Source organism: Pseudoalteromonas sp. SS15, from assembly GCF_049257195.1.
Taxonomy (GTDB): domain Bacteria; phylum Pseudomonadota; class Gammaproteobacteria; order Enterobacterales; family Alteromonadaceae; genus Pseudoalteromonas.
This window is the reverse complement of record NZ_JBMMUD010000009.1, coordinates 86,057-102,861: the sequence shown is the minus strand read 5'-3', so window position 1 is coordinate 102,861 and position 16,805 is coordinate 86,057. Positions and strand designations below refer to the sequence as shown.

General features: G+C 41.6%; 18 protein-coding genes and 1 tRNA gene. 16 read left to right on the top strand and 3 right to left on the bottom strand.

The window, feature by feature from the left end:
- Positions 1–14: 14 nt before the first annotated feature.
- From AAEU28_RS17335 to mgtE, 12 genes are all read left to right on the top strand, one after another.
- The gene (locus tag AAEU28_RS17335) at positions 15–974 is read left to right on the top strand and encodes a calcium/sodium antiporter (RefSeq protein ID WP_138481546.1); all 960 of its coding nucleotides are present in this window, start codon (positions 15–17) and stop codon (positions 972–974) included.
- A 14-nt stretch (positions 975–988) separates the two neighbouring features.
- Entirely contained in the window at positions 989–1,960 is a 972-nt protein-coding gene (locus AAEU28_RS17330) for a KpsF/GutQ family sugar-phosphate isomerase (protein ID WP_421965238.1), read from the top strand.
- The gene (gene kdsC / locus AAEU28_RS17325; RefSeq protein WP_421965237.1) at positions 1,961–2,512 is read left to right on the top strand and encodes a 3-deoxy-manno-octulosonate-8-phosphatase KdsC; all 552 of its coding nucleotides are present in this window, start codon (positions 1,961–1,963) and stop codon (positions 2,510–2,512) included.
- Positions 2,509–3,063 (top strand): LPS export ABC transporter periplasmic protein LptC, encoded by a 555-nt coding sequence (gene lptC, locus AAEU28_RS17320; RefSeq protein ID WP_421965236.1) that lies wholly within the window; start codon positions 2,509–2,511, stop codon positions 3,061–3,063. The genes kdsC and lptC overlap by 4 nt, the downstream gene beginning before the upstream one ends.
- Positions 3,053–3,577 (top strand): lipopolysaccharide transport periplasmic protein LptA, encoded by a 525-nt coding sequence (gene lptA, locus AAEU28_RS17315; protein WP_421965235.1) that lies wholly within the window; start codon positions 3,053–3,055, stop codon positions 3,575–3,577. The genes lptC and lptA overlap by 11 nt, the downstream gene beginning before the upstream one ends.
- A 2-nt stretch (positions 3,578–3,579) precedes the next feature.
- On the top strand, positions 3,580–4,305 hold the full coding sequence (gene lptB, locus AAEU28_RS17310) for an LPS export ABC transporter ATP-binding protein (protein WP_421965234.1): 726 nt from the start codon (positions 3,580–3,582) through the stop codon (positions 4,303–4,305).
- A gap of 47 nt (positions 4,306–4,352) precedes the next feature.
- Positions 4,353–5,873, top strand: a complete 1,521-nt coding sequence (locus tag AAEU28_RS17305; protein WP_421965233.1) for an RNA polymerase factor sigma-54 — start codon at positions 4,353–4,355, stop codon at positions 5,871–5,873.
- A gap of 28 nt (positions 5,874–5,901) precedes the next feature.
- Positions 5,902–6,189, top strand: a complete 288-nt coding sequence (gene hpf, locus AAEU28_RS17300; protein ID WP_130255587.1) for a ribosome hibernation promoting factor — start codon at positions 5,902–5,904, stop codon at positions 6,187–6,189.
- A gap of 2 nt (positions 6,190–6,191) precedes the next feature.
- Positions 6,192–6,644 carry a PTS IIA-like nitrogen regulatory protein PtsN gene (ptsN, locus tag AAEU28_RS17295; RefSeq protein ID WP_421965232.1) on the top strand — a complete coding sequence of 151 codons (453 nt, stop codon included), beginning with the start codon at positions 6,192–6,194 and terminating at the stop codon, positions 6,642–6,644.
- A gap of 17 nt (positions 6,645–6,661) precedes the next feature.
- Positions 6,662–7,510 (top strand): RNase adapter RapZ, encoded by an 849-nt coding sequence (gene rapZ / locus AAEU28_RS17290; protein WP_058028594.1) that lies wholly within the window; start codon positions 6,662–6,664, stop codon positions 7,508–7,510.
- Positions 7,511–7,513: 3 nt separating this feature from the next.
- Positions 7,514–7,789: an HPr family phosphocarrier protein gene (locus AAEU28_RS17285; protein WP_421965231.1), complete on the top strand. Its 276-nt coding sequence runs from the start codon at positions 7,514–7,516 to the stop codon at positions 7,787–7,789.
- A gap of 118 nt (positions 7,790–7,907) precedes the next feature.
- Positions 7,908–9,266 (top strand): magnesium transporter, encoded by a 1,359-nt coding sequence (mgtE, locus tag AAEU28_RS17280; protein WP_421965230.1) that lies wholly within the window; start codon positions 7,908–7,910, stop codon positions 9,264–9,266.
- 65 nt (positions 9,267–9,331) lie between these two features.
- Here mgtE and pmbA read toward each other — a convergent pair whose 3' ends face one another.
- Entirely contained in the window at positions 9,332–10,681 is a 1,350-nt protein-coding gene (gene pmbA, locus AAEU28_RS17275) for a metalloprotease PmbA (protein ID WP_421965229.1), read from the bottom strand.
- Between the two features lie 130 nt (positions 10,682–10,811).
- Between pmbA and yjgA the strand changes: the two genes are divergently transcribed.
- The 3 genes from yjgA (at position 10,812) to AAEU28_RS17260 (ending at position 13,265) form a co-directional block, all read left to right on the top strand.
- Entirely contained in the window at positions 10,812–11,333 is a 522-nt protein-coding gene (gene yjgA, locus AAEU28_RS17270; protein ID WP_349284762.1) for a ribosome biogenesis factor YjgA, read from the top strand.
- A gap of 330 nt (positions 11,334–11,663) precedes the next feature.
- A tRNA-Ile gene (locus AAEU28_RS17265) sits at positions 11,664–11,740 on the top strand.
- Between the two features lie 244 nt (positions 11,741–11,984).
- Positions 11,985–13,265 (top strand): hypothetical protein, encoded by a 1,281-nt coding sequence (locus AAEU28_RS17260; RefSeq protein ID WP_421965228.1) that lies wholly within the window; start codon positions 11,985–11,987, stop codon positions 13,263–13,265.
- 6 nt (positions 13,266–13,271) lie between these two features.
- Here AAEU28_RS17260 and AAEU28_RS17255 read toward each other — a convergent pair whose 3' ends face one another.
- Positions 13,272–15,002 (bottom strand): site-specific integrase, encoded by a 1,731-nt coding sequence (locus tag AAEU28_RS17255; RefSeq protein ID WP_421965227.1) that lies wholly within the window; start codon positions 15,000–15,002, stop codon positions 13,272–13,274.
- A 344-nt stretch (positions 15,003–15,346) separates the two neighbouring features.
- Between AAEU28_RS17255 and AAEU28_RS17250 the strand changes: the two genes are divergently transcribed.
- Positions 15,347–15,739 carry a hypothetical protein gene (locus AAEU28_RS17250; protein WP_421965226.1) on the top strand — a complete coding sequence of 131 codons (393 nt, stop codon included), beginning with the start codon at positions 15,347–15,349 and terminating at the stop codon, positions 15,737–15,739.
- A 235-nt stretch (positions 15,740–15,974) separates the two neighbouring features.
- On the opposite strand, the gene AAEU28_RS17245 is transcribed toward AAEU28_RS17250, so the two are convergent.
- A complete protein-coding gene (locus tag AAEU28_RS17245; protein WP_421965225.1) occupies positions 15,975–16,742 on the bottom strand; it encodes a hypothetical protein in 768 nt (255 codons plus the stop codon).
- Positions 16,743–16,805: the final 63 nt, after the last annotated feature.

Sequence of the window (16,805 nt, the reverse complement as noted above, 5' to 3'; positions counted from 1 at the left end):
GGCATATTCTTTTTATGATTTTATCTTTCATCATTTTGATACTTGGTTTTGCCGCGTTAGTTTGGAGTGCGGACCGATTTGTCTTTGGCGCGGCAGCATTGGCAAGAAATTTCGGTGTACCGACATTAATCGTAGGTTTAACTATAGTAGCAATGGGCTCATCGGCTCCGGAAATGATGGTTGCAGCGCAAGCTGCTTTTGCAGATAAAACAGATACCGCAGTGGGTAATGCGGTGGGCTCGAACATCGCCAATATATTACTGGTATTAGGTATTACCGCACTATTGCGCCCACTTTCTGTTGGCTCTGGTATCTTAAAACGCGAAATGCCATTACTTGTAATTGTGTCTTTAGGTGCTTGGTTCATCGTCAGTGACAATCACTTTAGTCGCACTGAAGGCCTTGTTTTATTTGCTGGCTTTATCACTTTTCTCGCAACCTTACTCATTTTAACCAAACGCTCAGGCAACCAAGACGATGATCCTTTAGTTGCTGAAGCATGTGATGAAGTACCAAATGATGTACCAACCAACAAAGCTATTTTATGGTTAGTCGTGGGTATGATCATGCTTCCTATTAGCTCAGGTTACCTTATTGATGCTGCCGTTGATATTGCCAAATATTTTGGTATGAGTGACTTATTAATCGGCCTGACAATCATTGCGGTTGGTACCAGTCTTCCTGAACTCGCAGCCTGTATTGCTGGCGTACTTAAAAACGAAGACGACCTAGCAATGGGTAACATCATTGGCTCAAATATTTTTAATATTCTCGCAGTGCTTTCTATAGCGGGGATCTTAAACCCAGCAGATATCGATGCAAACATCGCACAACGCGACATTTACATTATGCTAGGCGCGACGTTCATCTTAATCGCGATGAGCCTAAGCCTCAAAGGCACTCGCCGCATCAACCGCGTTGAAGGGGGCCTACTTCTTGCCGCGTTCATCGGGTACATGTATTACATTATTTAGTTGTTGGAGTGCACATGACTGCTGAACAATTTACTAAAACAGCTTTAAATGTCATCGATATTGAAAAACAAGCCATCGATGAAATTGCAAAATATATTGATGCAAGCTTTGTTGAAGCATGCCAAGCTGTTTTTGACTGTCAGGGCAGAACCATCGTCATTGGTATGGGTAAATCTGGACACATAGGTAACAAAATAGCTGCAACGCTGGCCAGTACAGGCACTCCCGCTTTTTTTGTTCACCCAGGTGAAGCAAGCCATGGTGACCTGGGTATGATCACCAAAGACGATGTGGTTTTATTGATCTCAAACTCAGGAGAGACCAGCGAAGTCGTTAATATTATTCCTGTTATAAAGCGCATTGGTGCAAAAACCATTGCCATGACTGGCAACCCTAATTCTTCAATGGCTAACCTTTCTGATATTCATTTATGTATCGCGGTCTCGAAAGAAGCCTGCCCATTGGGATTAGCACCAACAGCGAGTACGACGGCCACACTGGTCATGGGTGATGCACTTGCCGTTGCTCTACTAGAAGCACGTGGCTTTACTGCCGATGATTTTGCACTTTCCCACCCTGGCGGTTCACTCGGTCGACGTTTATTGCTGACCTTAGATGACATCATGCATCAAGGTGAGCAAATGCCAATCATTGAAACAGGCAAACTTATTAAAGATGCGTTATTCGAAATCTCGAGCAAAGGCTTAGGCATGACTGCGATCGTCGATGAGCAAGGAATTTTGGCCGGCATTTTTACCGACGGTGACTTACGTCGTATTATTGAACAAAAACTCGATTTGCACAGTGCAAAAATTGATGATGCAATGACAGTCAAATGTACAACAGCAAATGCTGATATGCTCGCAGCTGAGGCGTTAAACATCATGGAAAACAAACGCATTAATGGTTTAATTGTGGTTGATGAAACTAATCGCCCAATTGGCGCTCTGAACATGCAAGACTTATTAAAAGCAGGAGTCATTTAAATGCAATTTGCCGACTTATATCAGCCAATCAGCGAAGATGTAGTGTCTAGAGCGAAGCAAATTAAGTTGCTTATTTGTGATATTGACGGCGTATTCTCTGACGGCCGTATTTACCTTGGCAATAATGGCGAAGAATTAAAGGCCTTCAACACCAAAGATGGCTTTGGCATAAAAGCACTTATCAATGCTGGAGTTGAAGTTGCCGTGATCACCGGTCGCCATTCACAGATTGTTCAGCAACGTATGACTAGCTTAACAGTAAAGCATATTTACCAAGGGCAAGAAGACAAGTTGCAAGCCTACGAAGCGCTAAAAGCTAACCTGAACCTGACAGATGTCGAGATTGCTTATATTGGTGACGATGGTCCCGATTTGCCTGTCATGGAGCAAGTAGGCTTTGCAGTGGCCGTAAATGATGCTCACCCTATCATTCGCAACCTTTCACACTACACGACTTTACTGCCCGGTGGATTTGGCGCTGTAAGAGAATTAACTGACTTACTCATGCTGTGCCAGGGTCATACACTCGGCACATCAGGAACAAGCGCATGACGGTCAACCGCGTCATATTATTAATTATTTTTGCACTGACCATGTATTGGATATGGTCACCGTATTTTGATCAGCCTAAAAAGCAAAGTGCCAGCGAAGAAGAGAGCATCGCCACCCCAGATTATGTTGCTACAGATCTAAAGCAAACCAAATATTCTGAAGCCGGCATACGAAATTACCTAGTTGAAGCGAATAAAATGGAGCTCTATCAGCAACTCGGGTTTAGCCATTTTACCTCGCCGACATTCACCCTGTTTAATGGCCCACAAAATTGGCAACTTTCGGCCAATGAAGCCACTTTATATGAAAATAATATGCTGATTTTAGAGGGAGATGTTAAAGCCCTAAATCTAACTGAAGGTGCTATGATAAGCCAAATCAGCGCAGACCATATTCAAGTAGATATTATTCAGCGCAGCATGCGCTCAGATCTACCCGTAGAAATTGTGGGCCCTCATTTAAATATAAAAGGGCAAGGCCTCAATGCCGACCTCAATACTGAAATTATTGAGCTCATTAACCATACGCGAACCATTTATTATGACCAATAAACTACTTCTTTCACTGCTACTACTCGGCTTTTCTAACTTTGCTTTGGCTGAAACAGCACCTATGTCACAAGTATCAATTAAAGCAGGTAAGCAGCAAGCACAATTAAAGACAAACATTGGTATCTTTGAAGAAAATGTTGAAATCATTCATGGCAACCGTGAAATTTATGCAGACAGATTGGAAGTACATCAGCGTGAAGAGCTCGGTGAGAACAAGCAGCTTTTAGTCGCAACAGGCAAACCAGCTCGCTTTATCGAAAAGCAGCCTGATGGCTCAGTATTAAGTGCCAGCGCAGAAGAAGTCAGGTATGACGTTGCAAATCGACTGCTTACCATCAAAGGCAAAGCAGAAATCAATCAAGCAGGTCAAGTTATCAAGGCTGAAGCAATTATTTATGACATCGAGAAGCAACTGATCAGTGCCGAGCAAAATGAACAAAACAAACAACGTGTACACACGATTTTAGTGCCAGAGAAAAAGGCATCAAAGTCTAACCCTGAACAAGGTCAATGAGCATGAGTGTGTTAACTGCCACAGCCTTAGCAAAAAGCTATAAAGGCCGCCAAGTCGTAAAAAATGTCAGTTTGAGTGTGGAAGCTGGGAGCATTGTTGGTCTTCTCGGTCCAAATGGCGCAGGTAAAACCACCAGTTTTTACATGATCGTTGGTCTTGTGCCTAGCGATAAAGGTAAAGTCACCATAGATGATAAAGATATCACTTTGCTACCTATGCACAGTAGAGCACGCATGGGCATTGGTTATCTGCCTCAAGAGTCTTCCATCTTCAGAAAGTTAACTGTTTATCAAAACTTAATGGCAATTTTAGAGACGCGCAAAGACCTCAATAAAGTACAAAGAGAGCAAACTTTAGACGACTTACTGGATGAGTTTAATATTCAACATATTCGGGACAGTCAGGGCATGGCTTTATCAGGTGGTGAGCGTCGCCGAGTTGAAATTGCTCGCGCTTTAGCCGCAAACCCTAAATTTATTCTTTTAGATGAGCCTTTTGCTGGCGTTGATCCGATTTCGGTGTTAGATATAAAGAAAATTGTTGAGCATTTAAAAAACCGCGGCATTGGTGTTCTCATTACAGATCATAACGTAAGAGAAACCCTTGATGTTTGTGAGAAAGCTTATATTGTTTCACATGGTGAATTAATCGCGTCAGGTACGCCTGAATCAGTTTTAGCTGATCAAACCGTGAGAGACGTCTACCTAGGTGAACAATTCCGTCTATAGTTAAAGCAAGACATAATCCAAATAACAAAAAGGATTGTTAGAAATACATGAGGCAATCGCTACAGCTGCGCATGGGGCAGCAACTAACCATGACACCACAATTGCAACAAGCAATTCGCTTGCTGCAATTGAGCACACTAGATCTACAGCAAGAGATCCAAGAAGCGCTGGATAGCAACCCTTTACTCGAAGTAGATGAATCGGAATTAGAGCCAAATACTGATGGCAATGATTCAGACAAAGCGACCAAAGACACTGATGCTAGCGAGCAACTCTCTAATTCTGCTGATGATGGTCACGGTGATGAACCGACCAGCGATTACGAACTCGATAGCGATGCCGCACTGAGTAAAGACACGGTCAGTGACGATCTCGCTATGGATGTGACATGGGACGAGTACATGAGTGCAGCACCGAGCACCAGTAGCGGCCCAATGCCTGAAGACGAAACTGTTTATCAGGGTGAGACCACTGAAACATTACACGAATATTTAATGTGGCAATTAGAACTCACGCCATTCAGTCCAACCGATAAAGCCATTGCCGTTGCCATTGTTGAAGCCGTTGATGATGCAGGCTTACTTACTGTTAGTACCGAAGAACTCCTAGAAAGTATTAATGAAGGCAATGACGAAGAGTTAATTGAACTCGATGAAGTAGAAGCTGTATTAAAGCGTATTCAACTCTTTGACCCTGTTGGTATTGCAGCTCGCTCATTACAAGAATGCTTATGCATTCAACTCAATCAGTTTGATGCAGACACGCCTTTTATAGCTGAAACAAAAATGGTGTTAAGCGAGCATATTGATCTATTGGCCAGCCGTGATTACCGCACCATCATGAAAAAGACCAAGCTCAAAGAGCCTGAGTTAAAAGAAGTGATGACTCTCATTCACAGCCTTAACCCTAAACCTGCCGCCAGCATTATTCGTGAAGAATCTGAGTATGTTATTCCTGATGTGTCGGTGAAAAAAGTAAAAGGTCGCTGGGTTGTTGAGCTAAACCCTGAATGTATGCCTAAAATTAGGGTTAATGATCATTATGCGGCAATGTCACGCTCAGTAAAATCAAGCACTGACAGCCAATTCATTCGCTCTCACCTACAAGAAGCAAAATGGTTTATTAAGAGCTTAGAAAGCCGTAATGACACTTTAATGAAAGTTACCAATTGCATTGTGCAACAACAACAGGCATTCTTTGAACATGGACCTGAGGCAATGAAGCCTATGGTTTTGAATGATGTTGCTGAGATGGTCGAGATGCACGAGTCTACCATTTCTCGTGTCACCACTCAGAAGTACATGCATACACCCCGTGGCATTTTTGAGTTGAAGTACTTCTTCTCAAGCCACGTAAGCACTGAAAACGGAGGTGAATGCTCATCGACTGCGATTAGAGCATTGATCAAAAAGCTAATTGCTGCAGAAAATACCGCTAAGCCATTGAGCGACAGCAAAATTGCAGATATATTGGCAGAACAGGGAATCAAAGTGGCACGTCGTACAATTGCAAAATACCGCGAGTCACTCTCTATTCCACCGTCAAATCAGCGTAAGAGCTTGATTTAAGACGTAAACCAAGAGAAGGAAAATGCTTATGCAACTAAATTTAACTGGTCGTCACGTAGAAATTACAGATTCATTAAGAGACTATGTAAACACGAAGTTTGCAAAGCTAGAAAGGCATTTTGATCACATTAATAACGTTCACGTGATCTTAGATGTTGAGAAGCTGGTACAAAAAGCCGAAGCTACCGTTCATTTAAATGGCGGTGAAATTTTCGCTTCAGATGAACACTCTGATATGTACGCAGCCATTGATAAACTCGTTGATAAACTCGATCGCCAAGTTATCAAACACAAAGAGAAATTAACTCGACACTAACCATGAAACTTAGCTCGATTATCAACAAGGACTGCAGTAAAGCTGCGGTCCTTTTTAATAGCAAAAAACGTGCGCTTGAGTACATCAGTGAATTAGCGAGCCAACACCTTCCAGAACATAACGCCCACGAAATATTAGATGCATTCCTAACGCGAGAAAAGTTAGGCAGTACAGGCATAGGCAAAGGTATTGCTATTCCTCATGGCCGCCTAGCAGGCATTGATACTATTTTTGCTATTTTAGTGACCAATCAAAGCGGTATTGATTTTGACGCAATAGACAACCGACCTGTCGATATTCTCTTGGCAATGCTTGTACCTGAAGGTAATAATGCAGAACATCTAAAGACCTTAGCTGCAATTGCTGATAAACTAAACAACAAAGAGTTTTGTAAGCAGCTTCGTCATGCAAAAGACGATGACGCACTCTATCAACTTATTGCACTTCAAGATTAATTAACAGAGAGGAATCCATGGAACTGATCATCATTAGTGGTCGCTCAGGGTCGGGCAAGTCCGTTGCCTTAAGGGTATTGGAAGACCTTGGTTATTATTGTGTTGATAATATTCCAGTAAATCTCCTACCATCTTTGGTCAGAAGTGTTTCTGATAACTATGACAAGATAGCCGTCAGTATCGACGTTCGTAACCTGCCAAAAGAGCAACAAGAATTTAATGATATTCTTGAATACTTACCAGGCTTTGCAAATCCCACGCTGTTCTATTTAGACAGTGATGACCAAGCACTGATCAAACGCTTTTCAGAAACGCGCCGATTACATCCGCTTTCTTTAAATAACCTGCCGCTTGATTTAGCAATTAAAGAAGAAAAGAAGTTACTCGATGTATTAATCACACGAGCTGATGTTTTGCTCGATACGACAGATTTAAGTGTGCATCAGCTAGCAGAAACCATTCGAGAGCAGATCCTTGGCAAAAAAGATAAGCAACTTATTATTACTTTCTTATCTTTTGGTTTTAAACATGGTATCCCTAAGCAAGCCGATTATGTATTTGATGCGCGCTTTTTACCAAACCCGCATTGGGAACCAGAACTAAAACCGCTTACTGGGTTAGATCAACCAGTTAAAGATTATTTAGCAAGCCACAGCATAGTGCAGAAGTTTACGTGGCAGATCCAAACCTTTGTCCAGACTTGGTTGCCTCACCTAGAGCGCAATAATCGCAGCTATTTAACCATTGCAATTGGTTGTACTGGCGGACAACACCGCTCTGTTTACCTTGCACAAACTATTGGTGAAAGCTTTGCTAAAACTCATAACAATGTGCAAATACGTCACCGCGAACAAGACGCAGACTAGAACATGGTCAAGGTAGAAGATACTTTTCTAATCCAAAATAAGTGTGGTCTGCATGCACGTGCAGCCACAGTGCTTGCGCAATTAGCCCAACAATTTGATGCGCAGATCACCCTTTATCAAGATGACAAGGAAGCGCCTGGTGACAGTGTACTCGCTTTGCTCATGCTTGAAAGCAGTCATGGCAAGCAGCTTCGAGTTTGCTGTGAAGGCCCAGATGCCGAGCCCGCACTATCCGCCATTGGCGAATTAATTGCACAAAAATTTCATGAAGATGAGTAACCAAGCACTTGGTAACTCTGCAAAAATTACGTTAAACTTAAGGCACTCTTTTTAGGCGCTCACAGTAACTGCCTAAACCTTTATTCTCGGTGCACACCACCTAATAAATGGATTGCCTATGCCAGAAGCCTTAGAACAAGACTATACGTTGCAACAATTACAACAAGTAACGCACGCAATAAACAATGGTCAGTTTGTTCAGGTTAGGCGTATTCTGGCTGAAACTCCCCCCTGCGACACCGCATTACTCCTTGAATCTTCTCCGCACAAAGTGCGTACTCAGCTATGGCAATTAGTTGACCCTGATATTCAAGGTGATGTACTCGAAGAGCTATCTGAAGACGTTCGTATTGGCATTATCAACCAAATGGATCCAGAACTCATTGCAGCCGCAACTGAGGATATGGATGACGATGACTTAGGTGAAGTTCTAAGAAGCTTACCTGAAGACGTCTACCAAGACGTTGTCGGCGCAATGGACGCTCAAGATAGAGCAAGGGCAACCCAGGCGCTTTCTTATCAAGAACGCTCTGCAGGTGCACTAATGAGCACCGATACAGTCACCATTAGGCCTGATGTGACGCTCGACGTGGTATTACGTTATTTACGTCTGCGAGGAGAGTTACCCGATGGTACCGATGATTTATATGTCGTCGATAAAGAAAATCAGTTTATCGGAGCGCTGCCTGTCGCAACCCTTTTAACGAACTCACCCGATAAAGTGGTTGCAGAACTCATGGATGATGAGAAAGAGACCATCCCCGTTTCTATGGATGAAAGTGACGTGGCGCAACTATTCGAACGTCATAACTGGATTTCAGCAGCGGTTGTTGATGATAACTTGCAACTGCTTGGTCGTATCACCATCGATGACATCGTAGACGTTATTCGTGAAGATGCCGAACACAGCATGTTAAGCATGGCGGGTCTAGATGACGAAGAAGATACCTTCGCACCGGTTTTGAAAAGTAGCCAGCGACGATCTATCTGGCTTGGCATTAACCTTCTAACGGCTTTGCTTGCCGCCTTTGTCGCCAGCTTTTTCGAAAGTACCCTAGATATACTGCCTATTTTAGCGGTGCTTAATGGCATTGTACCGAGTATGGGTGGGGTGGCTGGCAGCCAAACCCTAACACTCGTTATTCGTGGTATTGCCCTTGGCCATATCAACAACACCAACCAGAAGTTCTTGCTTGGTAAAGAGCTTGCCATCGGAGCATTAAACGGTGTGCTTTGGTCTATTCTAATCGCCGGTGTTGTTGCCATATGGCAATGGGATTTCGTACTCGGTGGCGTGATCGCCTTTGCTATGTTCATGAACTTACTTGCAGCCGGCATTGCCGGTGCCAGTATCCCAATTATCTTAAAGCGTATGAACATAGATCCTGCCCTTGCGGGCAGTGTGGTACTCACCACAGTCACAGATATTGTTGGTATCTTTGCTTTCTTAGGGACAGCGACCTGGTTCTTAGTTTAGCCCACTTCAGACACAAAAAAGCCCGCTCAGTTTCGCGGGCTTTTACTTTAATAAAAGCTAATAGGCTATTCGCCAGCAACCTGCATTGACTCAATTAATATCGAGCCCGTTTGCACACTGCCACGCGCTTCAATATCTCCACCAATGGCCTGTATTTCCATAAACATATCTTTTAGATTGCCCGCAATGGTGATCTCACTTACTGGATATTGGATCTCGCCCTGCTCAACCCAAAAACCTGCTGCGCCTCGAGAGTAATCTCCCGTTACTGTATTCACACCTTGCCCCATTAGCTCAGTGACTAATAAGCCAGTCCCCATTTCTTTAAGAACAGCCTTTAGATCATCGTGCGTCTGCTGTACTAACCAATTATGAATACCGCCAGCATGGCCTGTGGCTGTCATACCCATTTTTCTTGCTGCGTAACTTGCAAGTAAATAGGTTTGCAACTCGCCACCATGAATGATTTCACGATCCAGCGTTTTTACCCCTTCACTATCAAATGGGCTAGACGCTAACCCTTTCAATAAATGTGGGCGCTCTGACACATTTACTCTGCCATTAAAAATTTGCTTTCCCAAAGAATCTAGCAAGAAACTCGACTTACGATATAACGCTCCACCACCAATTGCTGAAACCAAATGCCCAAACAAACTATTCGCAACATCCGCTCGAAACACCACAGGTGTCTTCATGGTGGCAATTTTTCTACTATTCAAACGAGCAATGGTTGACTCAGCCGCTTCAAGACCGACAGACTCTGCAGATTTTAAACCTGATTGCTCACGACTGAGGGTATAAGCATGATCGCGCTGCATTTGCTCGCCATCTTGACCAATCACCATGGTACTTAAACTGTGACGTGTTCTCGGGAAGCCCGCTAAAAAACCGTGGGTATTACCATAAACTCGTAAGCCTTCATGACTAGAGAAACTCGCACCATCTGAGTTAACAATACGCTCATCAAACTCTAATGCTGCTTTTTCAGCTTCAATACACATATCAACACCCTGCTCTGGTGTTACCTCCCAAGGGTGATACAAGTCTAAATCTGGCGGAGACATCTCAAGCAGCGCTTTATCAGCCACCCCATTACAAGGGTCGTCCGAAGTAAACTTCGCAATATCAATGGCTTTTTCAACCACAGAGCGAAGCGCTTTAGGGCTCAGGTCAGCGGTTGATGCAGAGCCTTTATGATTACCCACATAAACACTGATCCCCAAGCCGCCATCTTGGTTAAACTCAATGGTCTCTACCTCACCCATGCGCGTACTCACAGACAAGCCTGAAGTGCTCGACATTGCGGCTTCTGCTGCTGTTGCACCAAGTTTTGTTGCGTGGGACAACGCCTCTGATACGGCCTGTTTGACTTCATCTATTTGAGTAAAAATCGCACTTTGCTGCTCAGATTTCATAGTTATGCTCTCTAAAAACACCTTTAATATCTAAATGCTAACACACATATTCGACTTCGCCTTATCAAGGCACAGCATTTATGACGTATAATTGTTATAATCCGCAAAATTTTTATAGAAACTCCGCACCATGGCTAAGAAAAAGAAACCCGTTATTGAAGAAGAAATTATTTACGTTTCAAAAAGCGAGCTAAAACGTGACGCACAGCAGTACCAACAACTAGCTATCGATTTAGCAGCTATGAGTAAAAAGCAGCGTGATAAGTTACCGCTAAGCGATGACCTTATAGAAGCCATGGTTGTTGCTGACAAGATCAGAGCGAAATCTGAAGCGTATCGCCGCCACATTAACTACATCAGTAAAACACTCCGCCTTACAGACAATGTCGCCGACATTGAGGCTGCTATTGAGTTAATGCTGAACAAAAACAATCAAGCCGATGTTTTACTTAACAAGATTGAATCAACCAGAACTGAGTTAATCAATAATGGTGACAGCTTAATTAACGAGCTTTTAGAACAGTATCCGTCGCTGGAAAGACAAAAACTTCGCCAATTAGTTCGCCAAGCAGCGAAAGAAGCCAAAGCCGAAAAGCCAGCAAAAGGCCACAAAGATCTATTTCAGTATCTTAAAGAAGTCATGATGCCTTAATCTCTGAGTGTGCTTGCTGCGGTTGAACAGTTAGCCGCAGTTTCTCCCCTCTTTAAAAAATGATTCTTTATTAAGCAATTGAACAAGATAAGTAGATTTTTTCGACTTTAAGTGGTGACAAGCCCTATAAAAATTTTTATACTGCCTGCGCTTTTTACGATTCCATTCGATTTCAAGCACCTCTAAATGGCCCTATAGCTCAGTTGGGTTTTCTTTTGAAAAAAGAAAACGTCGAGGAAGCGAAGGGATATTAGCGAAGCGACCCTAAGCGTTGATTCCGAGACCGGAAAACAGCTTCAGGACGAAATACAAAAAGCAAAAACTTCAAATGGCCCTATAGCTCAGTTGGTTAGAGCACACGACTCATAATCGTTAGGTCCCTGGTTCGAGTCCAGGTGGGGCCACCATTTACTCCCAAAGAAAACATCAAAATCAACAACTTAAACTAAATCAGTACGTTTCTGTTCCACTTTTGTTCCACCTTTAAGTTTATTTGTTCCACCTTTTTTGTCAATTACTCGCAACTACACACTTTTCATCTATCGCACCAAAGAAAGTACATGAAGAACATTTTTAGTCTCATACTGGTCACACCTCATTCTATTGTTTAAAATATCTTATTGATTCTATTAATATAAGTAAGGAAAGAAATTGAAGTACATAATAATAATAATATTTAGTATTTTTTTATCTGCCTGTTCAAGTACAGGGAAAACATCTCTAAGTGAAACTAGTAATGTGAATAAACAAGAGCTATTCCAATACGACGGTAAAGAATATACGTATGATCTCAAAGGTAGATTGCAGAAAGTAAATGGCAAGTATCGCTTTACCAGCTATACCTTAGTTAGACACTCACCTGACTATAATGGTATTTGGGTAAACCTTCTCACAAAAGCCCCACTGCAAGAATATGATAGTTATAAGTGTGTCACTTCAGAAACCAGAGCGCGGAACTCTTCTAAATTATCTCTTTGCCCTAATGACTACGAGGAATATTTCTGGAAATCATCTTTTGATTTTGCTGAAATTTCATATCTAGTTGAATTCGATTCTGAAAATTATATGAAAGCATTTACCGAAGCATTTTCACACGAATTCAGGTCAATAGATGATGTTCATAGATTATTAGAAAAAATAAGTGAAGAAAGAACTAATCTAAACACTAGGCGCAAAAGCTTGATTTCGTCACTAGATAAACTAAAAAATATATCACCTAACGGTTATCAATTAACAGTTGAAGTACCTAATTTTCCTGAAAATGAAGGAAAACGTACCGTAAAACATCATTCCGAGTTACATGAAAGACACGCTTTAATGAGTCAGCAGCTAAGTGATACCGAGAAGTCATTAAATTCTGAACCAGACAAAATGAGAGCCTTTGTCTATCAACAGCAACTTAATGATTTTGACAGAGTAAACTCTTCAAAAACTGCTGCATTTTTTGTAAATAAATACAAAAACAAACGTTTCTCTGATAGTAAGATAGTTGAGAAAGCCCAGAAGATTTATAAGAAATTGCTTAATGAAGAGTTTGAACGTGACTATAAAAACTTAACTTCAATTAGCTCATATGAAAGGTTTGCTTCTAAATACAGCAATAACAGAAGCTCTCTAAAGAATCTGGCTTGGTTAGAAGCTGCTGAAAACAAGATCATAGAACATAACAAGCAACAAGAAGAGCTAAGACTAGCTTCTCTAGCCAAAGAGAAAGCTAAGTTTATATCGCAAGTAAATACCTTTAGAGAAAAAATGAATGAAGGTGACTTTTCTCATTGTGGTTTAATAGTAGAGAGAAAAAACAAAGTAGCGAAAGTACAAACAATGGAGGGGGCAATATTCATTAGAATTGACCAGCTTTACCCAAAAGGCTTAGCACAGTGTCATTTCTATAATGGTGTATATCAGCCACCAGTTGGCTTACCTCTTTAGAATGAGTTAAACGGTATCTGTAATAGCTTCACCGTTATTAAATTTAGGCTTCCTCTCATGCCCTTTTTCTGCGGCTAGTTTATTTCTAGCCGTATTTGCTTTCTTATACTTCTTAACAGCATTGGTTGAGAGGTGACCCAGAACAGCTGCTAATGTGTATTCATCAAACTCTTGTAAGCGTCCCAATAGCGTTTCTCTGAAATCATGCAAACGATATTGATAGAGCATTTTGCCATCACTTCCTTCTGTGCAAAAACCAAGCTCTTCTAGCATTTCATACCAGTAACCGTCAAAGTTTGCTCTATGGCCTGTTTTAGACTGCTTTGACGGGAATATGTAGTCTGCGTGTAGCTCCCTAGCTTTAAATTGCTCTTTACGTTTGGCGACCAAACTTACTACATCTTTGGGCAAATGAATGGTGACTTCTTTGCCTTGCTTTGGTTTAACCCTTACAAAGTCATTAGCAAAGTCATTAGCAAAGTCATTAGCAAAGTCAAAATCACTAAATCGCAATGACATAACTTGACCATCTCTGAAATGCCCTGTTGATTGTAAATTCATAAAGAATACAAAATCAGCACAAACGTGATCATCCAGATAATCGAACATCTGCTTTATATGCTCATCAGATATTTCAACATGTCGCTCACGATCAATTCTTCTAGCTAAAACAAATGGTCGAGCATCAGCTGCTGAAATTAATTTTTCACTGAATGCAAAATTAAATGCCGCTTTCACTCTGGAAATAATCTTATCGTGTACACCATTTGTCGCTCTGAACGTTTTCAAGTAGGCATTGAATCTAGCAACTGTGAATGAACAGAACTGCTCACTCATCAGGTTGATCACTTCTTTACGATTACTTGGCAACGAGACTTCAATATTGTGCAACAAATGATTCTTAATTAATGCATCGATAACTTTGTGTTCGCTAGAGCCTTCACCATGATTTTCAAATACATTGAAGGTAAGGTGATTGCGAATGACATCACCAACCGTTTTAAGTTCTTGACTGTAGAGTTTATATTCTTCGGAGGTTGGTCTTCGCTCTAATAGGGAAAGCACGTACTCATAACGCTCAATTTTACGCTCTAGTACCGATGATTGAATATCATCTAAATTCGTCCACTGGTGAAGTACGCATCGAGTCTTTTTAGTCTTCACGACAAGTTTGCGACCAAACCTTGAACCCTCCAGTTTCAATCCCGTGAAACTGGTATTTTCAATTGCTAAAGTGGTTCGCTTATTGTGGGCCGCAAATAACTGGCTTGTATGTTCAAAGTGACAAACTTCATCGATTGTAAGTGGCTTTTTGAAATTCGGCTTTTCATCACTCTTCGCTACACTTAGTTGCTGGGCTTCATTTACAAGGGGTGGTTGAACAACCTCCGTTTTAGTGGGTGTAGCTAAAGGTTCACGCCTATTATCTTTTTTCAGGGCACTGCTATCATGAAAAGATATTATTTGGGTCTGCATTTCTCGTGGTGACGATGTATTGCCTTTAGCTTCTCCCCACAACATAAGCTTATCAATCGGTGGAAACAACCACCCTCCTGATCGCAGAGGGATTGCATTGATATGGCCGTCTTCAGCCAATCCCAGCGCGTCGCTTTCAGAAATACCAAGTAAGTACGCTATATCTTGTAATTTGCTAGCCAATTGGCTTGAGCGCACAGCAAAATCGACCATACCATTAGGCATAGTGCTTTGCTTAGGGCTTGCGCTCAATACTTGCATTCAATAAAGCTCGTTCGTTGTTGAATACAAAAATGTTAAAAGAAAACACGTTTCCAAACCGCAATAAACACGATTTTTTTAGCCTAATCTGTTTTTTTTCTGAAGCTGAACTCAATTAAAATTGCATCACCGACGCTAATTAGGCACTAGATAACTGGTATCGCGATTAAAAATATACACCAGCTCTTTCTAGATAATGGACGCCACGGAAGCTGAGATCCGAAGATCGATCAAATTAACATTGGGTGTGAACGTGACACCTGCAAAACTAGGAATAACAGATATGAGATAGTTACCCAACTATGAGGCTATATACCTTTAGGTCAAAAAATGAGGTATTAAACATGGCTTCACACATCGAGTTTTATAAAAGCTACAGCAGAGAATCTAGATCGCCTTGGCGTGATAAAGCTAGATATTGCTTATTGTTTCTGCCTGAGTCGAAGCATGGTATTTATTTGCATGTAGGTGAATCGGGGTTTAATGGCTTGTCTGTTAGTAGAGATTTGCAAGAACAGCTACCAAAGCATTTGCAGCAGCAATATATCAACTTGGATCATATTGACGTGGTAATGCACGTATTTGAAAAAAAATTAGCCAAATACTGCCAAACTGAGATTGATCAGCAAGAATTTAAAAAAGCATTTTTGGTAAGCCCAATCGTCTTTTTCTCGGAGACAGCACAAGCTCAAAGGAAACGGTCATATGATGACTATTTAGCTAGTTTTAAAAACTAGCAGCACCGCCCTGAGATGGGCGGTTTTATTTTGCCCACTGTGTACTTACTTAATAATGTACAGGTTAAATCTTTGCGGCCATTGCAGGCTGCGGCTCATTCAGGTTTGGATGACTTATTAACGTAGAGTATGCAAACCTCTACAACTTAGAGACTTCACAAGCAGTATGCGTGTGACTTAACTCGCCTGAACATAAAAGCTCGTATGCGGAATAACGCATTCGAGCTTTTTCCTTTTAAAATACCCAAAATGATTCATACAATTCAGCAGTGATTTGACGGCTAAACACAAATTTCAAATGTGCTTCATAGAAAGATCTATCTAGGTTGTTATCGACATCTGCAAATAACTTATCATGAATGCGCTCGGCATCTCGAAGGTAACGCCTCTTATGGCTGAACATTAAAATCTTACTTACTTTCTGCTCTTCAACAATCGCACTGCGATAACGCCTTATAATGTCCAATCTATACGGTATTGTTTTTGAAGAACATTCGACCTCGATCCCCTGTAACTCACCACAATTGTAAACAATGGCGTCTAATCTACGCTTTTTACCTGTCCCATCCTTGCCTTGTTCAGCCTCATTGATGAAAAAGCGATAATTGCCTTCACAGCATCCTTTTGCAACTAAGTATTGAACCATCAAGTCATGCGTAAGGGTCTTGATAGGAAATGAAGACGGTTTGGTGTTGTATTTGAATTCAGCTTGATGAAACGACTCAATGGTACGCAGCCCTTCTGGTTTTAAAATAAAAACACGTTTGTCGCGGCAACTATAAACCGGAACTTCAGCAATCAGCTCTTCACGGACATACCGTCTAACCATACGGTTGATTACTGATTTGTCTAACCCCCAAAGTGCTTGCAACACCGCAGGTGATGTATACCCCCAACGCTGTATCCAATCCAATAGAGATAAAAGCTTCGCTTGATGCCTCGCTTTTGTTGACGTTGTGGTGATGTAACGAGCCAAAATACCTCGTTCGTAAACACTTATCATAGAAACTCCTTTTCTTTTAAATACTGTGCACACTATGAGAATTTTAACGATTTAAAGACAAAA